Raw genomic sequence first — 23,606 nt, forward strand, 5'->3', positions numbered from 1 at the left:
ATCCAGCTTGAGCGACTTGTAGTTTTCCATCGCCTTGCCGGCCAGCTCCGGATTCTTGAATATGTTGGTGCGGCTGGTGCCTAGTATCGTGCCGCCCTTGTGGAGTATCCCCCGCACATCCTCGCGCCTGAGGGGCACGGTGATATTCTCCACCAGGCCCTTCCAACCCTGTTTGATGCCGATGATCTCATAACCGCCGTGCATCAGCGACCTGCGCACTATCGCCCTTATCACCGCGTTGAGCCCCGGACAGTCACCGCCGCCGGTCAGCACGCCTACTCTCTTGATCATGACTTTCCTCCTCAGCTTTTCTTTGAAGTGATTTTCGATTTCAGGAACTCGATCGCCTTCTCTTTTTGATAGTCCACGAGGGGAGGTTTCTCCGCCGGCTTCTGTTTCGCCTCATCCTCCTCCTTCTCCTCCTTCTCCTCATCGCCCTCGACAGGGGCGACCTTGTCCGCGAGCGACTTTGCAGCGGCCTCCTTCGCCGCAACCTCCGGCGATTTCGCGGCGACGACGATATCGGGGACTATGCCCTGGTCGTTTATTATCCTGCCGCTGGGGGTTCGGTAGAACGCCACGGTGATCTTGAGTCCCGAGCCGTCGTCCAGATCTATCACCGTCTGCACAGAACCCTTTCCAAACGTCTTCGTGCCGATGATCGTCGCCCTTCCGTTGTCCTTGAGCGCGCCCGCCACTATCTCGGAAGCGGATGCGGAGCCCTCGTCCACCAGCACCACCATCGGGTAATCCGGTTCGGTGCCCTGGGCCGTCGCCTCCCTGCGGTCGACCTCCTTGCCCTTGTTGTCCGTGGAGACGATCGTGCCGGATTTAAGAAAGAGGTCCGAGACCTCGACCGACTGCTCCAGCAGCCCGCCGGGATTATGCCTCAAGTCGAGGATCAGCCCGTCGACCTCGCCCTTCTTGGACAGCTCCTTGAGCGACTTTTCCAGTGAACGGGAGGTCCCCTGCTGAAAGCTGGAGATCGACGCGTACGCTATGCCGTCCCCGAGCATCTGCGCCCTCACGCTGGGCACGCTTATTATCTGCCGGGTGACGCTGACGTTGAACGGTTGAGCCACGCCGTCGCGATAGAGCGTGAGGGTCACGCGGCTGCCGCGACTGCCGCGCATCTTCATCACGGCCTCGCCGAGATTCATGTTCTTCGTGGAGACGCCGTTGATCCTGACTATGCGGTCGCCGGACTTTATCCCCGCCTTGTCGGCGGGCGAGTCCTTGATCGGGGCGACGATCACGAGGGAATTGTTCCTGACCGCGACCTCGATGCCCACGCCGTCGAAGCGGCCGGTGGTGTCCACCTTGAGCTCGCGGTTTATCTCCGGGGTCATATAGACGCTGTGAGCGTCGAGCGTGCTCACCATGCCCTGCACCGCGCCCTGGATCAGTTTGTCCTCGTCGACCTCGGAGACGTAGTTCTCCTCGATGTAGTGGAGGACCTTGGAGAAATTGTGGAGCGCCCTGTAACCCTTGTCCGAGAGCGCATGCGCACTGCCGGCAGAGATCGCAAAGGCGAGCAGGAGAGCTGCTGCGAAACACGTCGTCCTGTAAATGCGGTATTGCAAACCGGGCTCCGTTTTGAGGCGCTATCGTCTAGCATGGGCGAAGGAAAATGCAAGGGCTATGGCGGGTTACAGGTCCACCCTGGTGACCGGGGGGGTCTCTTTGTCGAGGAAGCGATGGGCGATGCTTTCGAACCTGGACGGGAGGTCGGTGACGTACAGGTGGCACTGGGATGCAAGGCCGGGCTCGGCCGCGATCCCCCTCTTGACGAGCATCTCCTCAAGAGAGCCGGCGCAGGCCGCCGCGGAGTCCACCAGCGCAACCCCCTTGCCCATATGCCGCGCTATGGAGTTCTTGAGGAGCGGATAATGCGTGCAGCCGAGGATGAGGGTGTCTATCCCCTCTGACCCGAGCCCATCCAGGTAGCGGCGGGCAGCGGCATCCGCGACCTCGTTGTCGATCCAGCCCTCTTCCACGAGAGGAACAAAGAGCGGGCATGCCCTGCTCACCACCATGACCGAGGGGTCCATCGACTTGAGGGTCGAGCCGTATGCGTTGCTGGCGATCGTGCCGGCCGTGCCGATAACTCCTATGGACTTCTTCCTGCTCGCTGCAAGCGCTGCGCGGCATCCCGGCTCCACCACGCCCTGAACAGGAAGGTCGAAGCTCTTGCAGAGATCCGGAAGGGCGTATGCGGAAGCGGTGTTGCACGCGACCACCAGGGCCTTGACCCCCCTCTCCACCAGGAATGCTGCGCACTGCCGGGCGTAGCGCACCACCGTCTCGGCGGACTTGGTGCCGTATGGAACCCGGGCAGTGTCTCCGAGATAGAGGATCGACTCGTGGGGAAGGCGCCTGCGGACCTCCGCCAAGACCGTGAGACCGCCTATCCCCGAATCGAATATGCCTATGGGCGATTGCCCGCGCAGAACCATAGCGCGGGGCTATAGCGCACGGATGCAGGGTTTCCAAGCAAATTCGATCAGTGCTTCCGCTCCGTCCCCAGCTTGGAGTGATGGAAGTGGATATGGGTCTCCTGGCCGTCCAGATCGCTGATCTCTTCGTCGGCCATAAAACCCAGGTCCTCGAAACCCTCCTCCTCGTGCATCACCTCCCACGAAGTGGTCTCCTCGCGGGAGAGATCCCAGCGCCTCTCGATCTCTTCTGTCCAAGCCCTCCCCATGTCATCCTCCTTTTTGCGATCTATTGAGCAGCTGATTCGTTGTCCCACGCATCAGGGATGCCGTCCGCATCGCTGTCCGCATGGGACGCGCCGAAGAGATCTTCGTACGTGAGGGCCGGGCTCCTGGATGCGCCCCCCTTGCCGTCGACGAAGATCAGCCTGATGTCGTATCGCGCCTCGTCGAAGAGCTCCTCGAATTTTCTCTCCGACGGAAGCGAATTGAGTTCGCACAGCGCAGCCACGTCCCTCGCATCGAGCTCGCATATGAACCCGGATGCGTTCTGCGGGGTCGGCCTGCATACGGCATAGGTCGGATAAGTCCCGCGCGCAGCCTTGTCCGGCGCCTTATTCGGATCCGCGCAATATTCGTCCTCCTTCACGCACTTCATATCCGCCAGCAGCATCACCCTCAGCCCCCTGACCGCCCTGCTGCCGGCCGTCTTCCACACGGAATTCGTGGAATCGTAACAACGGTAACCGAAGGTCTGCATATGCTCGGCCGGTGTTAAGTCGGACCAGGTCTGATCTTTGGCGAGCCTGCCGAAGATCACGATTTTGCCGTTTATGAACGCGGCGCCGTAATCGGCCGGGTTGGATGAAAATGCGCAGGCCTGCCCCGCTGCAAATAAAAGGCAGGACATGATCGAGAATAAGATCAGCGTCATTTTCATATAGACCCCGTTTTCATCGGGCCCAAATAAAGTCACGCAGACCTAAAGAGAGCAAATTCTGAACCGATTGTGGTAAAATCATAATTTCCATATATATCAGCTAGTTAAATCGGAAGAGAGCAATAAACAGACTGGAACCGTCATTATTTTGACATTACTTCCGTCAAAAAATCGTCGCATCACAAACCCGCATTGATCCGCGCCATCGCATCCAACCGCAGGTTATCCACCGAATCTCGGCATGGGATTTTAAGTGCCTCGACATGGAGCGGGCGCATCCCTCGTCGCCACGGCCGCGCACTCGATTGCTTTGAAAGATGCATTTCCATCGGCCGAAGCCCTTCTCTGTTGAGTTGACAGGAGTCGGCCTCAATTCGTATATTCCCACACCAACCTAAAAGGAGAACAACCCGGTATGAATATCATCGCGACCCTGGGCGTGATAGCCCAAACGACGGAGATCATCGAGAGCACGGACATAGGCCTCGGCAACAGGAGCCTGTTCGAGCTGGTCTTCGGCGCAGACCTGATAGTGCAGATCGTCATGGTGCTGCTGTTCTTCTTCTCCATCGTCTCATGGGCGATAATCGGATCCAAGCACCGCCAGCTCAAGAACGCCAAGCGAAACTCGGAGAAGTTCTATCGGCTCTTCAATCAATCCAAATCCATAGACGCCATAGTCTCGAAAGGCACCTTCCGGAAAAGCCCGGCGTTCAACGTCTTCAAGGCCGCGATAGAGAGACTGCGCGAAAACCAGTCGCCCAAAGCCTCCAGGTTGATCGAGAGGGAGATCAGGCGATCGTCCGACGAAGAGATCGAATCCATGGAGTACAGCGTCCCGTTCCTGGCCACAACCAGCACCGCGGCCCCGTTCCTAGGCCTCTTCGGCACGGTCTGGGGCATACTGCACGCGTTCTGGAAAATAGGAAAGACCGGCGCATCCAGCCTCGCCGTGGTCGGTCCGTATATCTCCGAGGCGCTCATCACGACCGCGGTGGGCCTGATAGCGGCGGTCCCGGCGACGATCTTCTACAACTTCTACGTGAACCGCATCAGGATCATAGCCAAAGACCTGGACGACTTCGGCGAAGACCTCAACGTCAGGATAGGACAAGAGTACTTCAACCAGGAATAGCCCGAGGAAGAGAGCCATGCTCGAAGCAAAGCAGGAACTGATCAAGAAGGGAAAGACGCACAACAGGCTGCTCGCCGAGATCAACATCACGCCGCTCGTGGACGTGGCGCTCATGCTCCTGATCGCATTCATGATCACGGCGCCGCTCCTGCAGCAGGGGATGCCGGTGAACCTGCCCCAGGCCCAGGCGCCCGCGCTCAAGAGGACCAAGACCGACGTGATCCTGACGATACAGAAGGACGGCACCATATTCATCGGCGACGAGGGGCCGTCCATACCGGTCGAAGAGGTGCAGGGAAGGCTGACCGCCATCTACGAAGCAAAACAGCAACGCGACCTTTTCATAAAGGCCGACACCGACGTGAAATACGGCGAGGTAGTGCAGATCATGTCGCTCGCCAAGAAGGCGGGCGTAGACCGCATCGGCATGATCACCAATCCCGAGTATGAGACCGAGGAGCCCGAAGAGGCGGACAAGGAGAAGTCCTGACGGGCCGTGAGATACATCCACCCGACAGCATCGATACTGCGGAAGCCGGTCGCGATCTCGGCGATGATCCACATCGTACTCGTGGCCGTCTTCGTCCTGTCGCCGATAGTGAGCATGCGCTCCAGCGACAGGCCGACCAAGATCATATGGGTGGAGCTGCCTAAGGGGACCAGCGAAGAGATAGAGCTGAGCCTCAAGAAAGCCGAAGGATTCCCAAAGAGCACGATAGAGGAACAGAAGAGGCTCGAACCAAGCCAACAGCCGCTGCCCGCCACCAAGCCCGTAGACGCCAAACAGGCGAAGCTCGACATCAAGACCGAACTGCCGCCGCGGCCCAAGATGGAATACGAGAGCAAGACCGTGAAGAAAGCGGAGGCGCCGAGGCCGAAATCTAGGACCGACCGCAAGATCCAGGACGCCCTGGCCAAGATAGACAAGCAGCTCAAAGATCGCACCGTGGTCCCGGAGGCGGCGCAGATCGAAAAGCAGGGAGAGGGATTCAAATACGGCACCGGCAAGGAACCGCTGCGGGTGATGCCGTCGGACCCGGAGTACCTGAAATACCAGGCCATGCTCCGCTTCAAGATCATGAAGGAGTGGATCATACCGATGAAGTTCGCGGAGGAAGGGACGGAGAGCTACAGCGCAAGGGTCGAAGTCATGATCAACCTCGACGGAGACGTGGTCTCGGTCCGGTGGGAGTCGCAGTCAGGCAACGCAGCATTCGACCAGTCCGCGGTCCGCGCGATAAAAAAGGCCTCCCCCTTCCCCAAGCCGCCCGACAGGCTGGCATGGGAGGCGTACAATGAAGGGTTCCTCATAGAGTTTGACCCGAAGCTGAAGGCAAAGTATTAAAGACCGTGACTCGCCTGCCTGCCGGCAGGCAGGCAGGCAACTCGCAAGAGGAGACTATGAAAGCTACAAGGATATTATTCACAATCGCATTGACTGCAGCCATCCTCGTACCAGCGGCGGCGGGCGCGCGCATATACGTGCCGATAGACCAGCCTTCGGACCAGAAGTTCCCGATCGCGATAGCGGACCTGCGCGGCAGCGACGGCGCCAAGATAGCCGACATAATAAGAAACGACATGGAACTCTCGGGTTATTTCAGGGTCCTAGATCCTGACGCGTTCAAGGCGGTTGCACGCAAGGAAGGGGTGTCGATCGACACGATAAAGTTCAGCTACTGGACCGCCATCGAAGCGGGCGCCCTGGTCAAGGGCGAGATCAAGAGCGACGGCGGCAAGCTCAACGTGACCCTGAGGCTCTTCGACCCGTTCCTCAAGCAGATGCTCGTGGGAAAGCAGTATCGCGCCGACAAAAAGAACATGCGCCAGATCGCACACCGTTTCTCCAACGAGATCATGCTGGCCCTCACCGGCGTATGGGGCTGCTTTGACACACAGATCGCCTACACCGCGATCACAGGCAAAAAGAGCAAGGCCATCTACGTCATGGACATGGACGGCAACGGGCCGTACGCGGTCACCAAGGGCAAGACCATCAGCATGGGGCCGGTGTGGAGCCCTGGCGGCGACAGACTGGCCTTCACATCCTACATGCAGAACAACCCGGACGTGTATATTTCGAACCTGAGCGGCGGCGCACTCAAGCGCATTTCAATAGGCGGATCCAACATCACGCCGGCCTTCAGCCCGGACGGAGGCACCGTCGCGTTCTCATCCTCAGCCGCCGGCGCGGCCAACCTCTACACCATATCCGCTAACGGCGGCTCTGCGCACAGGCTCACGGTGAGCAACAGCATCGACCTGTCTCCCGACTACTCGCCTGACGGAGGCTCGATCGTCTTCGCCTCCGAGCGCGCGGGAGGACTTCACATCTTCCGCATGGGCGCAGGCGGCGGAGGGGTCTCGAGGCTCACGTTCGTCGGATATCAGAACGACATGCCCAGCTGGTCCCCGATCGGCGACAAGATAGCCTTCGCAGGCCGAGACATGGGCACCTTCGATATCTTCATCATGAACACCGACGGCTCCAACATCCAGAGGCTCACCATAGGCACGGGCAGCAACGAGCACCCCTCGTTCTCGCCCGACGGCAGGATGATAGCCTTCTCCTCCAGCCGCGAGGGGGGCGCCGCCATCTACCTCATGCGCGCGGACGGCTCCAACCAGACGCGCGTATCCAAGGGCAACGGCATGCTGCCCGAGTGGGGACCACAGAAAAGGCCGGAATAAAGAAAACCATGCAGGCTGCCATAGACATCGGCACCAACTCCGTGCTCCTGCTCATAGGGGAGCGATTGCCGGACGGCTCGGTGCGTCCAATAGAAGACCGCGCCAAAGTGACGAGACTCGGAGAGGGGCTCACCGCGACCGGCGCGATCTCGGAGGCAGCGGCGGAGCGCACGCTCTCCGCGCTCCGGGAATACATGCAGCTGTGCGACAGCCACAAGGTCACGGGGATCGCGGCGATCGGCACCGCAGCGCTGAGGAACGCATCCAACGCCAGCGACTTCCTGCTCATGGCGAAGAAGGTCATGGGGCTCTCGATCGAAGTGATCTCCCCTGAGCGCGAGGCGGAGCTCACATTCCTGGCCGCAGCGAGCGACTTCGGCAGGGAAATAGTCGTCATCGACATAGGGGGAGGCTCCACCGAGTTCATCACCGAACTCAAAGGCGTGAGGGAACTCGTGAGCATACCGATCGGCTGCGTCAATCTTACAGAAAATCACGTCAGGGGCGACGCTGCGTCCAATCACGAGCTGGACGAGCTGAGGGGGAACATCCGCCAAGAACTCGCCAGGTGCATCCAGCCCCAAATCTTCGCCAGGCCCCACGAGGCCAAACTAGTGGCCACGGCCGGCACGGCGACAACTATCATGGCGATACGCTTAGCGCTCGATCCTTACATTCCCGACGCAGTCCACGGCAGTCTGCTCAAGATCACCGACCTGCGTGACATCGTGGATATGTTAAGATGCAAGACGGTCGCGGAGCGCCGCTCCATCAAGGGGCTCATGCCGGAGAGGGCGGACGTGATACTGGCCGGTTCCATACTCCTGCACGATGCGATGAGCTACCTGGGCTACGCGGACGCGACCGTCTCGGACCGAGGTGTGAAGTGGGGACTGTTTTATGAAAGTTTCTGCAAGGCATAGGCATTCGAAGATGGTGGATGATCCCCGTCGCACACCCGCGCTCCTGCGCGCGGTGGCAAAAGCGGTGCGTCCAGGCGACCTCGTCCTCGACATAGGCACAGGTCTCGGCGTGCTCGCGATCGCCGCCGCCAAAGCAAGGGCTGCGCGCGTCTTCGCGATCGACATCGACGCCGAGGCGCTCGCCCACGCCATGAAGACCGCAAAGAAGGAAGGCGTGGCAGAGCGCATAACCTTCATCCACGGGCTCTCTTTCAATTGGAAGCCCGAAAAGCGCGCCGACGTGGCGCTCTGCGAGGCGGTGGGGAGTTTCGGATTCGACGAGAACATCCTCGCCACGCTCGCGGATGCGCGAAAGAGGCTCCTCAAAAAGGGCGCAAGGATCGTCCCGCAGCGGCTCGAACTCTGGGGTGCGTTGATCTCGCGCATGCCCAAGGTCGCGGAACCGGCGGAGATCGCGCGCATCCAAAAGGCCGACCTCATGGGCGCACCACAGATGATCGAGCAGGTCTCATTCTCCGGCAAAATTCCGAAATTTATCCACGCAAAAAAACGTTTCCCGATCGCAAAGGCCGGCACGGCAAGGGCGCTCGCCCTCTGGCCGCGCGCAACATGGCATAAGGGAGAGGTCTCGGACGCCTCCCCGCTCGTTGCGGCCACGCACTGGAAACAGGGGATCATGCCGCTGGAGCCCAGAAAATTCGCGCGAGGCGACAAGGCAGAGGTCGAGATCATCATCGAGCCGCATCCCGAAGATCCGTTCACGATGACAGAAAGGCTGTGGAGATGGATTTGAGATACGCAAGAAACCTGGGGACCCTCGGCAAAGAGGGGCAAAAGAAACTTGCGTGCACACACGTGGCCATCGCGGGCGCGGGGGGACTCGGCGGGACTGTATTCGAGATCATGGTGCGTGCAGGCGTGGGAAAGATCACGATCATAGACTTCGACGTGTTCGAACCCACGAACCTGAATCGCCAACTGCTCGCCACCGAGAAGACACTCGGACAGAACAAGGCAGTCGCAGCGGCCGAGCGCGCGAGCGAGGTGAACAGCGAGGTGGAGGTAGTAGCGAGGCAAGATCGCCTGACCGACGCAAACGCAGAAAAACTGCTGGCCGGCGCGGACCTGATCCTCGATTGTCTCGGCAACATCCGCGATCGCTTCGCGCTTGAACGCGCGGCCCGCAAACTGGAGATCCCGATGGTGCATGCGGCGGTCGCAGGCTACCGCGGCCAGATCATGGTGGTCCGTCCGGACGGCCCGGGACTGAAAGCGATCTACGGAAGCGAATCACATGCGCCTGCCTCAGGTGAAGAGACGACATTCGGCACACCGCCGGCTCCGTGATGGCCATCGCGGCAATGCAGGCGACCGAGGCGATAAAGCTCCTCACAGACCGCGGCGATTTGATGAAGGACAATATCTCCCGCATCGATCTCAACGAAGTCAGCATCAGCAGATTTACGATTTGAGAAATTTTTTAACGGCATCGAGATGAGGCGCGATATGCTTCGGCATCTCGAAGGAGCGCATGGCGGCAGGCACGTCCTTGAGCCCGCTGCCGGTGATGAGCGCCACCGCCTTCTCGTCGGATTTGATCGTCCCCATCGAAACAAGTTTGCACAACCCGGCTATGGACGCCGCTGCCGCAGGTTCAGCGAACACACCTGCAATGCGGCCAAGGAGCGAGATCGCCTCGAGTATCTGCGCATCCTCGACCGCGACCGCAACGCCGTTCGTGGACTCGAGCGCATTCATCACCCAGCGCCCGGCGCGCGGCACACCAACTGATATGGAGTCGGCAAAAGTGTCGGGCTTCGCCTCCGGCTCGATCTCGCTTGAGCGCGATTCAAAGGCGCGCACGATGGGAGCGCAGCCCGCGGCCTGCACGATCGCAAGCCTGGGCATCCGATCGATCAGCTTCATCTCCAGAAGATCTGCGAAACCGCCCTCGATGCCGGCCGCGATCACACCGTCGCCCGTGGGCACAATCACCCAGTCCGGCGCCGTATACCCGAGCTGCTCCCAGATCTCGAGCGCCGCGGTCTTCTTGCCCTCGACTGTGAAGGGATTGTAGGCGGTGTTGCGGTTGTACCAGCCGAACTCCTCGCACGCCTCGATCGAGAGCTCGAAGCACTGATCGTATGTCGCATCCACTGGAACGAGCCTGGCCCCGAAGATTGCGATCTGCGCGAGCTTCGCCTTTGGAGCGGATGCGGGCACGAAAATGACGGTTTCGATGCCGGATGCAGCGCCGAATCCGGCGAGCGCGGTCGCCGCGTTGCCGGTGGACGCGGTAGCCACAACCTTCTTCTTCAGCTCCCTTGCCACAGCTATGACCAGCGCCGAAGCCCTGTCCTTGAACGAGGCGGTCGGCGAGACCGTGTCGTCCTTGAGCCAGAGATTCGCCAGCCCGAGCTCCGCGCGCAGCCTCTCGGCCGGACGGAGAGGGGTGGTATTCACTATCAGCGAGGGTATGGAGTCCGGCGACGCGATCGGGAGCAGGGACCACCACCTGGCAAGCCCGGCATAGGAGTTATCCGGGAACTTGCCGGCCTTCCGATTCTTCTTCATAGCATCGTAGTCGTACTTGCAGCGCAAGAGCCCGCGCAGCGGCTGCATCGGCGCGCGCCTCTTCGAGCACTCGGGACACAGATAGTCGGCCTCGGTCGAGATCATATGATTGCCGCAATCTATGCACTCAAAGAGAAACGACCTCATCTTCATCCCCTTTCAGCTTTGCGCTTCCTTCATCTCTATGCACATGGCCGGGCAGATCGTGGAGCAAAGCGCGCAGCCGGTGCACTTATCATCATCCACCTTGGGCCGCCTCTCTGAATCGAGCGTTATCGCCCGATGTGCGCCGTCGCGGCAGGCGATCATGCACAGCCCGCAGCGCACGCAGATATCCTCGTCTATGCACGGCCGCCACTTCTTGCCGCGCAAGAGCGCATCGTGCTCCACGAGATTCGCCAGCGATCTGCCCGCGAGTTCACGAAGGCTAGCCACACCGAGGCGATCGAGATGAAACGCCATCCCCTCTCTTAAGTCTGTCACGATATCGAAACCGTAGTGCATGACCGCGGTGCAGAACTCGACGACAGAGGCGCCCAGCAGCACAAACTCCAGCGCGTCCCTCCAACTCACCGCGCCGCCGCTGGCCGCGATCGGCATCCGCGCGCGCCTCGCGACCTCGGCCACACAGCGCAGCGAGATCGGCTTTATGGCCGGACCCGAAAGCCCTGAATACGTCGAGCTCCCGGCGATATTGGGGATCGGAACCCCTTGATCGAGATCGATCCCCATCAGCGCGGGCACGGTGTTGCCCACGCAGACCGCATCTGCACCCGCCCCTTTGACGGCAAGGGCGATCTCGGCAATGTCGGCGACCTGCGGCGTGAGTTTTATAATGATGGGGGTCTTGCCGGCAGCTTCCCTGATCCAGCCCGCCACCTCGGCGGATGCGGCCGCGTCCTGGCCCAGCATGGCGCCCGGTTTGAGTCCCATGCTCCCCTGCGGGCAGGAGAAGCTGCATTCGATGAGCTCCGCCCCCGCGGCAGCGGTGCGCCTGGCCAGCTCCTGCCAGGAGGCCTTGTCCTGGCCGCTGATCGAGGCGATCACGCGTTTGTCGGGAAATTCCGCCTTGAGCGTCACGATCCTCTTCTCCACCTCTGATATGCGATGCTCGCTCACGAGGTCGATGTTGCCCATGCCAACGAGCCGCTCGGAGCCTGAATCCATGCCGCTCATCATCGGGTTAACGAGATCGACCTTCGCTGCCTCCACCGAGGTCGTCTTGAGGACCGCGCCCGCCCAGCCGAGCTTGAACGCGTCGCGCACCATCTCGATGTCGTCCGTCGGCGGCGCTGCGGCGAGGATAAAGGGGGTCTCGAAATTTACCCCGCAGAATTCCATGGATAGATCGGCCTTGGGCTTTGGGAACATGCGGGGAGATTACGGGTTGCCTATTGGGAGGTCAAGTATTGAGACTTACGTGAAATGGGCAGATTGCAGATCGTTGCGACAGGCTCTCGGGTCCGCCCCATTGCGACGGCGCCACTCGCTCCGTTACTCGTCTGGAAAAATCGGCTGGTTTCTGTGAACTTGGTGTCTTCCTGCCTGTCAGGCCCCAAGCACACGAAACCAGTCCGATTTTTCCATTCCTCATACACTACGCTCGAAACCGCGCCCGATTGTCGCAAAGGGGCGTCCCCTGCGCCTCTCGCAGTGAGCCTACGGGAGGACACGAAAATGCTGATTGACCTCGTATATATATTTATATACATTTACTATGAAGTAATGGGAAAGCATGTTACGGAGGAAATGATGTGCGTGAACTTTGAGGGTTATGTCTGGAGGGAGGGCAGCCACTGGCCTGTGGAGGTGCCGGCGCTGGACGTCATCACCCAGGGGCGCTCAAAAAAAGACGCCTACTCGATGATCAAAGAGGCGATCGAGCTCCTCGTCGATCGAAAGGGATTCGAGATCATGGTCGTTCCCATCGACGCCGACCGTTTCGTCCTGCGCGCGAAGCGGACCGAGGACGACGCCCTGCTCATCGCGCTCCTTCTCAAGCAGCAGCGAGCCAAGTACGGGCTCAGCACAAGTGAGCTCGCACAACGCCTGGGCATAACCAAGCACGCCTATGCCCAGTATGAACAGGCCAGGTCTCTGCCGAGCCTCACCAAGATACAGGAGTTTCTTGCCGCGATGGACAAGGATGCAGTGTTCGCCGTCAACATCCTCAAATCCCCCCACGCGGCGTGAGGTGTATCACTGCGACAGGCGCAAAGGGGCGTCCCCTGCGCCTGTCGCAGTGATACATCTTAAGGCTACGTTAAGGTACAGAGTGCCAGCTTGACGAAAAGGATCGGGATGTCCTTGCCTGAGCGACTTTGGAGGCGCCTACGGAGCGGAGCGTATGAGGAAGCGAAATCTTCTATTGATTCTTCGGCTTAAGGGCTGACAAGCGGAAGACACTTAAGCCGAAAAGAAGCAAAGAAGATTTCGCGACAAGTAGCGTAGCGAAGTGCCGGGGAGCGAAGGAAGGATATCCCGATCCTTTCCGTCTGCCGACGCCGCCATTACAGCAGAATTATCTTTTAAGATATTCATCCATCCTGATCGCGGCGAGTTTGCCGTGGCCCACGGCGAAGGCGGCGGTGCCGCCGCCGGCGACCATGTCACCGCCCGCGAAGATCCCCTCCTCCGAGGTCGCAAAGCTCTGCGTGTCCACGGCGAGCAGCCCCTGGGGCGTTGCGCGCAGATGGAAATCGCTCTCCAGCCCCTGGCCAAGCGCCATGACGACCGAGTCGCACGCGACCGTGAACTCCGGGCCCTCCACGTCGTAGCCCTCGGCCATGCCGCGCACGCGCTCGCGCCAGCGCACGCGCACACACTTCGCGCCCGAGACGTTGCCCTTGCCGATGAAGGAGTGGACCACGGTGCGGAAATAGAACTCCACGCCCTCGTCCCATGCGGCGTCGACCTCCTCCGGATACGCCGGCATCTCGAGCTGGGTGCGGCGGTAGAGCACGAGCACCTGGCTGCCCGCCTTTCGCGCCACGCGCGCCGCGTCGAGCGCCGTGTCTCCGCCGCCGATCACGACCACGCGTTTGCCGAGCTCCGGGGGCACACCCTGCTTCGCGAGCCGGAGCAAATCGAGCGCCTGGTAGACGCCCGGGAGCTCGCGGCCCACGAAATCCGCCTCGCGCGATTTCGAGAGCCCTGTTGAAATGAATACAGCGGCGCTGCCCTCTGAGATCAGCCTCTTCGGATCATCGATCGCCTGGCCGAACCTAATTTCCACGCCGAGCTTCTTTATGAATGCGATCTCGAACTCCACAACCTCAGGAGGGAGCCTGAATGAGGGGATGCAGGCACGCAGCATGCCGCCTGCCGCCTCATCGCGCTCGAAGAGCGTGACCCTGTGCCCCCTGATCGCGAGCTCCGCAGCTGCCCCGAGCCCCGCGGGCCCTGCGCCGATCACGGCCACGTCCTTGCCCTCGCGCGAAGGGGACCTGGGCTCGATCATCCCGTTTTTCATCTCCCAGTCCATGACGAAGCGCTGCAACCCCCTGATGTCGATGGGACGCGCGAGTCCCTTTGCCGTGCACTTGTTCCCGCAGAGCGCGCCTGAGGGGCATATTCGGGCGCATGAGCCCGCGAGCACGTTGGAGCTGCGCAGCATCCTCACGGCGCCGTCCATGTTGTCGAATCGGATCTTGCGTATGAATGCGCGCGGGTCCACACCTGCAGGGCAGTCGCAGGCGCACGGCGGATCGGCGCACATGAGACAGCGGTTCGCCTCCAGCTTTGCCGTGACCTGAGTGTATGCTTCAACGCTCATTCTCTTCCGCCCATGGTCAGCGCCATGATCGCCTTTGCGGTGTGGAGGCGGTTCTCGGCCTCGTCGTAGATGATGGAATGGCGCTCGTCGTCTATCACCTCGTCGGTCACTTCCCTGCCGCGGTCCGCCGGCAGCGCGTGCATGTATTTCACATCTTTTGCAGCGAGCTCAATCCGCCGCCTGTCGCAGATCCAGTCCTTGTGCCTCTGGAGGTTCTCCTTCATAGCGCGTTTCTGCTCGTCGCTGTCCTCCCACTTCGGAAAATGGGCGAACCCTCCCCAGTTCTTCGGGATCACGACCTGCGCGCCGCGAAAGCCCTCGTCCATGTCGCTTACGAACTTAAGACTCCCGCCGCCCTCGGCCGCGTTCTTTTTCGCCTGTTTCACGATCCCGGCCTGGAGCGGGAACTCGGGCGGCGCGGCAACGGCGACGTCCATGCCGAAGCGCGTGAAGAGCAGAATCTGCGACTGCGGCACAGAGAGCGGTTTCGCGTGACTCTCGGCATACGCCCAGCTGATCGTCACCTTGAGGCCCTTCAAATTTTTCCCGAACTTCTCCTGCATCGTCATGATGTCGGCCATCACCTGCATCGGATGATACACGTCATCCTGCAGCGACATGACCGGTATCTCGGAGTGCTCCGCAAGCTCGCGCAGGTACTTGTTGCCGATATCATAGAAACAGTTGCGGCATGCGATCGCGTGCCCCATGCGCGAGAGGACGATCGCGGTGTCCTTGGCGGTCTCGCCGTGGGTGAGCTGCATCTTGTCGGGCGTGAGGTCGTGCGAATTGCCTCCGAGCTGCGTGATGCCGCAGCCCATGGAGTTGCGCGTGCGGGTGGACTGCTCGTAGAAGATCATGAACACGGTCTGGTTCTTGAGCCAATCCGTGACCTTGCCCTTTCTCTTCAGCTCCTTGAGCTCGCAGGAGAGATCCAGCGCACGGTCGATCTCATCCCTCGTCCAGTCCTGTGTCGTGATGAATGGCCTGCCTTTGAGAGTAGACATAAAAAACCCCCGGAGGGTCATTTTCTAACCCACCGGGGGCAAAAGGACAAGCACTGAAAGTCACTGTTGATCGGTCAAATCATCCTCGCCATCCTGCTCCTGCTCAGCCTCTGCGGGTTCATCCACAACGCCCAGCACGGCGGCGCTGCAGTCCGTGACGTAACTTGTTGCCAGCTCTTCGACCACGGCAGCCAGCTCCTCTATCACAGGGGCTATCTCGCAGCCGTTGGCGTCGAATGCCTTCTTCAGCACCTCTTCGGCCTGAAGGAACTCGTAGACCATGCCGAAGTTGGCCGGCGTCTCATCCACGATGCAACTCGCGTCCCCCTCGATCGGAGGCGCGTAATTGACGAGGTCGCTCTCGATAACCTTCGCGACCACGGCCTGGTACTCCTCCTCCGGAATCTCCGTCGACCCTGTGCAGGAGTCGATCACAGAGCCGTCCTCAGCTGATAGCACCGCCGCGACGGTGATGCCCCTCGCCGCATCGATCTTGACCTCGACATCGGGAATCTGCGCAGCGACATCGCCGAACCACTTCACCGTGAGCGACTCCATGGTCGCGCTGCCGGAGATGCTGGGGTTGGCGTTGAAGTCCATCCCGACTCCGTCACCGTGGCTGCACGCCGCGAGCATGACGAGTGAAAACATGACGACCGCGATCCTGTACATAGCGCCTCCTTAAAGGTTTTGTTCGAGCACCAACCTTTTCGGCGGGTCTTGTTTATTGTTGCGCGAAAAATGAAGGTTCAGCAGGACAATGGGGCGTCACTGCAAGTATATGATCTTACTTATTTTTTAAGGAGACACCCGGGAAACGCGGCGTAAAACGCCGCGGCCTTCCAGAGGTGATCGATCGGCGCCCACTCGTTCGGCGCGTGCGCCTGTTCTTCGAAACCGGGGCCAAATCCCACGCACGGGATGTTGTGCATCCCGCAGATGGAGACCCCGTTGGTCGAGAACGTCCATCGGCCGACCTTGGCGTTCGAACCGAAGAGAGAGCGATGCGCATCCTGGGCAGCCACGACCGCGGGATGATTTTCAGGGACGACCCACGAGGGATAATACTTCTCCATTGAATAGACGCGGCCGGTGTAAGAGGCCTCCTCGTACACGGGCACGCGCACCAGGCCCTTCGCCCTCTTGAAGACGGATTCGATCTCCGCCAGCGCCGTTTCCTTTGTCTCGCCCGCGGTCAACCTGCGGTCGAGATAGACGGTGCAGGAATCCGCGACCGAACAGAGCGAAGGCGCGGCGGACCTGATGTCGCTCATCACGACGGTCCCCTTGCCGAGGAATGCGTCGCCGCGCAGTCTCCCGTTCAACTTCTCGATCTCGAGGATCAGCGGCGCCATCTTGTAGATGGCGTTATCCCCTCGCTCAGGGGCGGAGCCGTGCGCAGAGACGCCCTTCACCTCCGCCTCGATCTCCATGCGGCCTCGCTGGCCGCGGTAGATATTGAGCCCGGTAGGCTCGGTGATCACGCAGACGTCGGGGCAAAACCCTTCCTCCTCGATGAGATACTTCCAGCAGAGCCCGTCGCAGTCCTCCTCCATCACGGTCGCGGTGCAGCAGAGGGTAAAGTCCCCTTCGAGCGAGAGATCCTTTATGAGTTTGCCTGCGTAGACCATCGCCGCAGCGCCGCCCTTCTGGTCGGCGGCGCCCCGGCCCCACACTTTGCCGTCCTTCAGATGCCCGTCGAACGGATCGAATTTCCACAGCGAGCGGTCCCCCTCGCCCACCGTGTCGATGTGCGCGTCGATCGCTATCTTCCTCTTCCCGCTCCCGATCATCCCTATGGCGGAGCCCAGGCCGTCCACGCGCACCTCGTCGAAGCCCGCCTCGCGCATCTTCTCGCAGATGCGCTCCACGACGAGCGACTCGCCGCAGGAGGGCGAGCGGATGGAGACGATCTCTGCGAGGAAATCAGCGATCTCTCGTTTCTGCGATTCGGCCTTTTTCAGGATATCGGCGAATGCCATGCGCGGCTCCAGAGAGGGCGCGTCAGACGCGCCTGACGAAGTGGCCGTAGCCGGACTCCACGGTGATACCCTTGCCCTCTTCGAATACGGTGTGTCCCCTGCATATCGTGCGCACCACCTTGCCGGTGAACTCCGCGCCCTCGAATGGGGTGAGTTTGCCCTTTGAATGGAAATCAGAACCCCGCACCGTCCATTTTCTCTTGGGATCGATGAATGCGAGGTCCGCGTCCTTGCCGGGCTCGATCGCACCCTTTCTGGTGAGCCCGTAGCGCGCCGCAGCGGCGGACGAGGTCGCCTCGATGAAGCGCGCGAGGGTGAGCCGGCCCTTGGAGAACCCCTCGGACAAGGCGTAGGGCATGAGGAGCTGCGTGCCCGATATGCCCGAATAATCGGTCCAGATGCTGCCGGTCGACTTCTCCTCCGGCCTGCAGGGAGCGTGGTCCGAGGCAAGATAGTTTATCTCGCCGGACACGAGGTAGCCGAAGAGCGCATCCGCATCCTGCCTCGTCTTCAAAACAGGCGATGTCTTGAACACGGCGCCCCTCTGCTCGAGGTCGTCGTGCGTGAAGGCCAGGTAATGCGGGCACGTCTCCATCGTGATGTCCGCGCCCTTGGCCCGCATCTCGATGGCCGCCTTCGCCCCTCCAGCGGAGCCGACGTGCACGATATGCAGGGAGCAGCCGGTCTCCCTCGCGAGTTCCGCGCCCTGTTTTATGCCGTCCGACTCCACGGGATCTTTCCTCGACTCGTAGTATGCCTTGCCGTCCCGCTGGCCCGACGTGGTGATGCTGGCGGTGAGTTTCTGCGCCCTCTCCCGGTCCTCGGCGTGCAGCGCGACGAGGAGCCCAAGCTCGCCGGCCCTGCGCATCACCTCCACGAGTTCCAGGGGCAGGAGATGCTCGAACATGCGCATGCTGGAGAGCAGATAGCACTTTACGCCCACTACGCCCTCGTGCTTTAGCGTCTTCATCTGCGAACGCCAGGAGTTGGCCCTGAAGGAATTCCCCGAGACCCCGCCCCAGAGCGCAAAGTCGATCACCGACATCTCGCCTATGGCCTTGAGCTTTGCGTAGAGGCTGGCACGGTCGGTCACGGGCGGGATCGATGTGTCCGGCATGTCGATCACGCAGGTGATGCCGCCGGCCGCAGCGCTCATCGAGCCTGTCAAAAAATCCTCGTGGTCGGTGTAGCCCGGCGTGTTGAAGTGCACGTGCGGGTCTATGCCGCCGGGCACCACGATCAGGCCCGAGGCGTCGATGACGTTCTTGCACCTGGGCGCAGGGTCGGTCGCAGGGATGATCTGCCTGATGGACTCGCCGTCGATGACGATGTGGACCCGGCGGGTCTCGTTGCCCTGGCCGGAACTTATCTCAGCGTTGGACACTACGATCATCTAGAAACTCCTTTGCGCGCTTATCATCCGGTCGGTCTCATTCACGAGCGACTGCTCCGCAAACCAGTACTCCTTGGACCTCTGCGCCCTGAGCTCCTCCACCGTCTTTCCCTGCTGCTCGACCCATGTGTAGTATTTGAGATTCGCCCAGCAGTCATGTGAATGGGCAGTGCCATCGAGGATGTAGTCGGTCCCCTGCCCGTGGAAGATAGAGGCCAGCCTCTTCTTCGCCTCATCTTCGCCCATGCGCCCGAGGTCGCGGTTCATGGCCGCAAGCACGCTGCGATAGCGGTCGGTGCCGTCGGTGGCCACGGTGAAGATCACATCGCCCTTGCCGAACCCGTAGTGTTTCGCCGTTTTGATAGAACCCAGTATATTGCAGACGCTGGAGATGCCGAAGATGTCGCGCATGCACCCGAGGAACCCCGGGTCGACGCCGAAGGATGCCATGGCTGCCATCCCAGCGTCCTCGGTGAACAGCTGCATCCCCTTCTTGCTGTCCCACTCGTCGACGCACATGATGGCGTCCATGTTGTCGGTGTTGTGTATCCAGGTGACGTGCTTGTCGCCTATGCCCTGGATGTCGTGTCCTCCGAAGCCGTTGCAGTAAAGAGTGGGACACTGCACCGGCTCAAGTCCCACAACCCTGCAGTCAGGGCAGGCCTGTTTCACCCGATCCCCCGAGGCGATCGTGCCTGCGGAACCCATTGCAGAGACGAGCGCGGCGAGGCGCCTTACCTTCCCATCGGCCTTCAATCCATCGAAGAGTTCCAGCAGGGTATTTCCGGTGACGAAATAATGAAAGCGGTAGTTGGCGAACTCGGAGAACTGGTTGACTATGATCGTGTCCTTCTCACGCGAGAGCTCCTTCGCCTTGTCGTAGATCTCCTTCACATTCGACTCGCAGCCCGGAGTCTTGATGTACCTCGCGCCATAGTATTCGATCCGGTCGAAGCGCTCCCGACTCATCTCCTCGGGCAGGATCACGAGCGAGTCGTAGCCCATCCTCTCGCCCACGTATGCGCCGCCCACACCGTAGTTGCCGGTGCTGGGCCAGACGAGCCTGTGCCTCCCCGGCTCTATCAGGCCGCGGACCTGCTTTTCCACCGTGCAGGAGTAGGTGGCTCCCACCTTGTGGCTGCCGGTAGGAAAGAAGGAGCCGATGAGAAGGCAGATATCCGCCTCTATGCCGGTGATCTCCCTGGGGAGGATGACGTGACGTACCCTGCCATCGAAGTCGCGCCAGTTGATGTTGTAGAGATTCAGCGGCGAGAGAGGATCGCCCTCATAGGCCGCCTGCGCATCCTTCCTGATCTTTGCGGGTATCCTGTCGGGGTGAAGCATCTCCTCGAAGGTGGGTCCCCACGTGTGAGCCTCTGCCATGTCCTGTCCCTCACCCCGGTTTTTACTTCTCAAAGAAAAAAATATAAAGGGTCAAATTCCAAAAACCCGAAAAAAAATATCACATCCGCTTCCAGAGCCTGGATGCAAGGCGCCTCGCATCCGCGGTCAGGGCAGCCTCGTCGAAGCCCGGCATGGCGAAGTCGCGCATGAGCACGCGGCCTGCGACGATCGCGGTCCGGACGGGGGCCGCCAGCGCGCCGAAGAGGAGATGAGCCGCGGCATTGGCGGCTGAGACGGGCGTATGCGGCATCGCGTCCACTATGATGAGGTCCGCGCCGGCGCCTCTCTCGAGGGCGCCCAGGCGACAGCCGAACACCCTCGACGCAATGGCCGGCGCAGCGTCGCGGATCGCGGCCGCGACCTCCTTGAACCCGGCCTGCGCGTCCCCTGCCCCCGCACGGTGGAGAACGGAAGCCAACTGCGCATCCGGACCGATGCCCGCGCTCATGCCGTCGGTGCCGATGGCCACCGGGACCCCTCTCTTCGCGAGCAAGAGCATGGGCGCCACACCCACCGCGTTGGCCAGGTTGGACATCGGGTTGTGCGCTACCGTGGCCCCGCTCCTCTTGATATGCGCGATATCGGAGGCAGTCACGTGCACGCAGTGGGCGGCTATGGAGTCCCTCCTCAGGATGTCGCTCCTGGCAAACCTCGCCGCCGGAGTGACGCCGAACTTGCGCCTCGTGATCCGCACGTCCTCGATCCCCTCGGCCACGTGGACGTGCGCGCCGACGCCGTAGAAATCCATCAGCTCACGCGCGGCCGCGAGGGTGGCGTCGGAAAGGGTCATGGATGCGTGCAGTCCCACCATGCCCCTCTGCATGCATACAGGTTCCCTCGCCGACCTCGCGCGCACGGACTCCAGGAATGATGCGCTCTCGGACGCGGCCTCGTCGCGCCTTGCCCTGCCCATGCGATCCGATATCTCGTAACACAGGCATGCCCTGATCCCCACCTGTCTCAGCGCGTCGGATATCGTGTGGAGCGACCCCCTGATCGCGCCGTAACTGGCGTGGTGATCGAAGACTGTGGTCACGCCGGCCCTGATGCCTGCGATCGCGCCGAGCATGGCGCTCACGTGTATGTCCTCGAGGGTGAGCGCGCGATCCAGCCGCCACCAGAGCTTCTCGAGCACCTGGCCGAAGGAACGCATCCTGCCCTGCGGCGCGCCGAGCGCCAGCGAGCCGTAGAGGTGCATGTGCGGGTTGATGAGACCGGGGAGCAGGTACCTGCCGCCGGCGTCTATGACCTGCTCTCCACGAGAGCGCGGCCTCTTCGAGTCCTCGCCCACGGATTCTATCACCCCCGCCCTCGCGAAGACGTAGCCGGAGGGGATGACCCTGCCGGTCCCGGTGATGACGCAGGCGTTGCGAACGACGATAGGACGATCGGCCATTGTGCTGTCCCTCCCCCTCATCGCGCCTTCGCTTCGTTGCCGCCGTTCAGCTGATATTTTTTGACCGCGATCATGTGCTCCGCGAGCGTGGGCGTGAACTCGTGGGTGCCGTCTTTGCGCGACACGAAGAAGAGATAGTCGGTGCGCGACGGGTGCAGCGCCGCGGCGAGCGAGGCCTTGCCCGGGTTCGCTATCGGGCCCGGCGGCAGCCCGGGATGCACATAGGTGTTGTAAGGATGCGGGTGCGTGATGTCCTCTTTGCGTATGTTGCCGTCGAACCCGGGGAGCCCATAGATGATTGTGGGATCGCTCTGGAGCGGCATGCGCTTCTCAAGCCGGTTCAAAAAAACGGAGGATATCATCGGCCGCTCCGACGGATCGCCCGTCTCCTTCTCGATGATGGATGCGAGTGTGACGATATCGAGAAGCCCCATGGCGTTATCGGCCGGGCCCTCGGCCTGGAGCTCCTTCCACACCTCGTTGAACCTGTCCACCAGGATCTTCACGAGGTTCGCCTCGGAAAGCGGTTTTGCGAGCAGATACGTGTCCGGAAACAAAAACCCCTCGAGCGACGGAGCGCCTGCAAAACCCATGGCCTTTGCCTGGGCCGGATTTTTTGCCAATGCCGCGAACCTCTTCGGCATCTCGGGATCGGCGAGGAAGGGCTGCCCCTCCAGCGCCTTTGCGATCTCGTCTACGGTCCAGCCTTCGATCACGGTGAACGCGTACTGTTTGACCTGTCCTCGCGCCAGCATCCGCATGACGTCCGGCATGGTGAGGCCGGCTGGAAATTCATAGGTCCCCGCCTTGAGCGAACGCCCCAGCCCCCTGGCCCGGCCCACAACCTCGAAGAGCCTGGGGGTGCCTATCACCCCATCCGCCGCGAGCTTCGTAGTGATCGTACGGAGCGCCATGCCGGGCTCGATCACGACCTCGACGGTCGCAGGTGAATGCCAACGAGTGGCGCCGATATATACCGCCGAGACAGCGATCGCGGCCAGAAGGATCGCCGCAAGGAGCACTGCAGAGAAGATACGATTGATCGCCTTCATCCCAGGTAACCCTCCCCGTCGTCGGACGGCAAGGCCTTTGAATCCAGGTAGTCCTGCAGGATCGCGACCGCCGCCATCTTGTCTATGACCTTCCTGCGCTTCTGCCTGCTGACGTCCGCATCGATCAGCCGCTGCTCCGCCACTGCCGTCGAGTAGCGCTCATCCCACATCTCCACGGGTATGTCGAGGCCGCCGCGCGCCATCGCCTGCTTCAATCGATCTGCAAACGCCTGCACCTTCTCCGCCTGCGGACCCATCCATCCCTCCTCATCGAGAGGGATGCCGAGGAGCAGAAGGCTTGCTTCCAGTTCCTGAGCGCGCTGGATTATGGCTTCGAAGTCCTTTGCGTCCCCGCGCCTCTCGATGACGCCGATCCCCTGCGCAGTGATGCCCAGCTGATCGCTGGCGGCAACACCGATGCGTCTGGAACCTATGTCGAGGCAGAGGATTCGCATAAAAAAATGAGCCGGGGAAAGTCTTATCCCGTTTGAAGCGCCCCATCAAGTAACATCTTGATTTCCGACAAAGAAATTGGCATCGAGGGGCTATGGAAAGAGTGCACATCATCGTCCGCGGCATGGTTCAGGGCGTCTTTTTCAGGGCAAACACAATCCGCGAGGCGCAGGCATTGGGCATCCTCGGATTCGTGCGCAATCTCCCGGACGGGAGTGTGGAAGCGGTGGCAGAGGGCCCGAAAAAAACGCTCGAGGAATTCGTGAGCTGGTGCCAAAGGGGCCCCGACATGGCCCGCGTCGACCGGGTGGAGGTGAGCTGGGAAAGCCCGAGGGGCGAATTTGCCGCATTCGGCCTCGGCTAGCCTTGTGTTTGACAGCGGGAAGCCAAGGGGTGTATAGAAATGCAAATCTAAAATAAGGTTTAACAATCAAAGCCGTTTTCAC

The 23,606-nt window shown here is 61.0% G+C and carries 26 protein-coding genes; 10 read left to right on the forward strand and 16 right to left on the reverse strand.

The window, feature by feature from the left end; all coding sequences use genetic code 11:
- The 5 genes from WC683_10685 to WC683_10705 all read right to left on the reverse strand — a co-directional run.
- On the reverse strand, positions 1 to 291 hold a 291-nt coding region (locus WC683_10685; GenBank protein MFA4973073.1), incomplete at its 3' end, for a 6-phosphofructokinase.
- Positions 292 to 302: 11 nt separating this feature from the next.
- Entirely contained in the window at positions 303 to 1,583 is a 1,281-nt protein-coding gene (locus WC683_10690) for a S41 family peptidase (GenBank protein ID MFA4973074.1), read from the reverse strand.
- 66 nt (positions 1,584 to 1,649) lie between these two features.
- Positions 1,650 to 2,456, reverse strand: coding sequence for a glutamate racemase (gene murI / locus WC683_10695; GenBank protein ID MFA4973075.1), 807 nt, complete (start codon positions 2,454 to 2,456; stop codon positions 1,650 to 1,652).
- 47 nt (positions 2,457 to 2,503) lie between these two features.
- Positions 2,504 to 2,704 (reverse strand): hypothetical protein, encoded by a 201-nt coding sequence (locus WC683_10700; GenBank protein ID MFA4973076.1) that lies wholly within the window; start codon positions 2,702 to 2,704, stop codon positions 2,504 to 2,506.
- Between the two features lie 20 nt (positions 2,705 to 2,724).
- The gene (locus WC683_10705) at positions 2,725 to 3,369 is read right to left on the reverse strand and encodes a hypothetical protein (protein ID MFA4973077.1); all 645 of its coding nucleotides are present in this window, start codon (positions 3,367 to 3,369) and stop codon (positions 2,725 to 2,727) included.
- Between the two features lie 421 nt (positions 3,370 to 3,790).
- Here WC683_10705 and WC683_10710 point away from each other — a divergent pair, with 421 nt between their 5' ends.
- From WC683_10710 to WC683_10745, 8 genes are read left to right on the forward strand one after another with little or no spacing between them, the layout of a single operon-like run.
- Positions 3,791 to 4,510, forward strand: a complete 720-nt coding sequence (locus WC683_10710; protein MFA4973078.1) for a MotA/TolQ/ExbB proton channel family protein — start codon at positions 3,791 to 3,793, stop codon at positions 4,508 to 4,510.
- Between the two features lie 16 nt (positions 4,511 to 4,526).
- Positions 4,527 to 5,000, forward strand: coding sequence for a biopolymer transporter ExbD (locus WC683_10715; GenBank protein ID MFA4973079.1), 474 nt, complete (start codon positions 4,527 to 4,529; stop codon positions 4,998 to 5,000).
- Positions 5,001 to 5,006: 6 nt separating this feature from the next.
- On the forward strand, positions 5,007 to 5,855 hold the full coding sequence (locus tag WC683_10720; GenBank protein ID MFA4973080.1) for a TonB family protein: 849 nt from the start codon (positions 5,007 to 5,009) through the stop codon (positions 5,853 to 5,855).
- 56 nt (positions 5,856 to 5,911) lie between these two features.
- Positions 5,912 to 7,201 carry a Tol-Pal system beta propeller repeat protein TolB gene (gene tolB / locus WC683_10725; protein ID MFA4973081.1) on the forward strand — a complete coding sequence of 430 codons (1,290 nt, stop codon included), beginning with the start codon at positions 5,912 to 5,914 and terminating at the stop codon, positions 7,199 to 7,201.
- Entirely contained in the window at positions 7,174 to 8,124 is a 951-nt protein-coding gene (locus WC683_10730) for a Ppx/GppA phosphatase family protein (protein MFA4973082.1), read from the forward strand. Before tolB ends, WC683_10730 begins: the two co-directional genes overlap by 28 nt.
- Positions 8,125 to 8,137: 13 nt before the next feature.
- Positions 8,138 to 8,917: a class I SAM-dependent methyltransferase gene (locus tag WC683_10735; GenBank protein ID MFA4973083.1), complete on the forward strand. Its 780-nt coding sequence runs from the start codon at positions 8,138 to 8,140 to the stop codon at positions 8,915 to 8,917.
- Complete coding sequence (locus tag WC683_10740) at positions 8,914 to 9,471, forward strand: HesA/MoeB/ThiF family protein (protein MFA4973084.1); 558 nt, start codon at positions 8,914 to 8,916, stop codon at positions 9,469 to 9,471. The genes WC683_10735 and WC683_10740 overlap by 4 nt, the downstream gene beginning before the upstream one ends.
- The gene (locus WC683_10745) at positions 9,471 to 9,596 is read left to right on the forward strand and encodes a hypothetical protein (protein ID MFA4973085.1); all 126 of its coding nucleotides are present in this window, start codon (positions 9,471 to 9,473) and stop codon (positions 9,594 to 9,596) included. The genes WC683_10740 and WC683_10745 overlap by 1 nt, the downstream gene beginning before the upstream one ends.
- On the opposite strand, the gene thrC is transcribed toward WC683_10745, so the two are convergent.
- Positions 9,586 to 10,845 carry a threonine synthase gene (gene thrC / locus WC683_10750; protein MFA4973086.1) on the reverse strand — a complete coding sequence of 420 codons (1,260 nt, stop codon included), beginning with the start codon at positions 10,843 to 10,845 and terminating at the stop codon, positions 9,586 to 9,588. The genes WC683_10745 and thrC overlap by 11 nt on opposite strands.
- A gap of 12 nt (positions 10,846 to 10,857) precedes the next feature.
- Positions 10,858 to 12,069 carry an NAD-dependent dihydropyrimidine dehydrogenase subunit PreA gene (preA, locus tag WC683_10755; GenBank protein ID MFA4973087.1) on the reverse strand — a complete coding sequence of 404 codons (1,212 nt, stop codon included), beginning with the start codon at positions 12,067 to 12,069 and terminating at the stop codon, positions 10,858 to 10,860.
- Positions 12,070 to 12,450: 381 nt separating this feature from the next.
- On the opposite strand from preA, the gene WC683_10760 reads away from it, so the two are divergent.
- Positions 12,451 to 12,891, forward strand: a complete 441-nt coding sequence (locus tag WC683_10760; GenBank protein MFA4973088.1) for a helix-turn-helix domain-containing protein — start codon at positions 12,451 to 12,453, stop codon at positions 12,889 to 12,891.
- Between the two features lie 328 nt (positions 12,892 to 13,219).
- On the opposite strand, the gene WC683_10765 is transcribed toward WC683_10760, so the two are convergent.
- The 9 genes from WC683_10765 to ruvX form a co-directional block, all read right to left on the reverse strand.
- A complete protein-coding gene (locus WC683_10765; GenBank protein ID MFA4973089.1) occupies positions 13,220 to 14,473 on the reverse strand; it encodes an FAD-dependent oxidoreductase in 1,254 nt (417 codons plus the stop codon).
- The gene (locus tag WC683_10770; protein MFA4973090.1) at positions 14,470 to 15,480 is read right to left on the reverse strand and encodes an ornithine carbamoyltransferase; all 1,011 of its coding nucleotides are present in this window, start codon (positions 15,478 to 15,480) and stop codon (positions 14,470 to 14,472) included. The genes WC683_10765 and WC683_10770 overlap by 4 nt, the downstream gene beginning before the upstream one ends.
- Before the next feature lie 60 nt (positions 15,481 to 15,540).
- On the reverse strand, positions 15,541 to 16,152 hold the full coding sequence (locus WC683_10775; protein ID MFA4973091.1) for a hypothetical protein: 612 nt from the start codon (positions 16,150 to 16,152) through the stop codon (positions 15,541 to 15,543).
- 119 nt (positions 16,153 to 16,271) lie between these two features.
- The gene (locus tag WC683_10780; GenBank protein MFA4973092.1) at positions 16,272 to 17,462 is read right to left on the reverse strand and encodes a YgeY family selenium metabolism-linked hydrolase; all 1,191 of its coding nucleotides are present in this window, start codon (positions 17,460 to 17,462) and stop codon (positions 16,272 to 16,274) included.
- A 22-nt stretch (positions 17,463 to 17,484) separates the two neighbouring features.
- Positions 17,485 to 18,855: an allantoinase AllB gene (gene allB / locus WC683_10785; GenBank protein ID MFA4973093.1), complete on the reverse strand. Its 1,371-nt coding sequence runs from the start codon at positions 18,853 to 18,855 to the stop codon at positions 17,485 to 17,487.
- Positions 18,856 to 20,238, reverse strand: a complete 1,383-nt coding sequence (locus tag WC683_10790) for a pyridoxal-phosphate dependent enzyme (protein MFA4973094.1) — start codon at positions 20,236 to 20,238, stop codon at positions 18,856 to 18,858.
- A gap of 79 nt (positions 20,239 to 20,317) precedes the next feature.
- Positions 20,318 to 21,655 (reverse strand): amidohydrolase family protein, encoded by a 1,338-nt coding sequence (locus WC683_10795; GenBank protein MFA4973095.1) that lies wholly within the window; start codon positions 21,653 to 21,655, stop codon positions 20,318 to 20,320.
- 17 nt (positions 21,656 to 21,672) lie between these two features.
- Positions 21,673 to 22,707 carry an endolytic transglycosylase MltG gene (mltG, locus tag WC683_10800; protein ID MFA4973096.1) on the reverse strand — a complete coding sequence of 345 codons (1,035 nt, stop codon included), beginning with the start codon at positions 22,705 to 22,707 and terminating at the stop codon, positions 21,673 to 21,675.
- A complete protein-coding gene (gene ruvX, locus WC683_10805; GenBank protein ID MFA4973097.1) occupies positions 22,704 to 23,162 on the reverse strand; it encodes a Holliday junction resolvase RuvX in 459 nt (152 codons plus the stop codon). The genes mltG and ruvX overlap by 4 nt, the downstream gene beginning before the upstream one ends.
- Before the next feature lie 92 nt (positions 23,163 to 23,254).
- On the opposite strand from ruvX, the gene WC683_10810 reads away from it, so the two are divergent.
- The gene (locus tag WC683_10810; GenBank protein MFA4973098.1) at positions 23,255 to 23,524 is read left to right on the forward strand and encodes an acylphosphatase; all 270 of its coding nucleotides are present in this window, start codon (positions 23,255 to 23,257) and stop codon (positions 23,522 to 23,524) included.
- The last annotated feature ends 82 nt before the right edge of the window (positions 23,525 to 23,606 follow it).

The organism is bacterium, assembly GCA_041648665.1.
GTDB lineage: Bacteria > UBA10199 > UBA10199 > 2-02-FULL-44-16 > JAAZCA01 > JAFGMW01.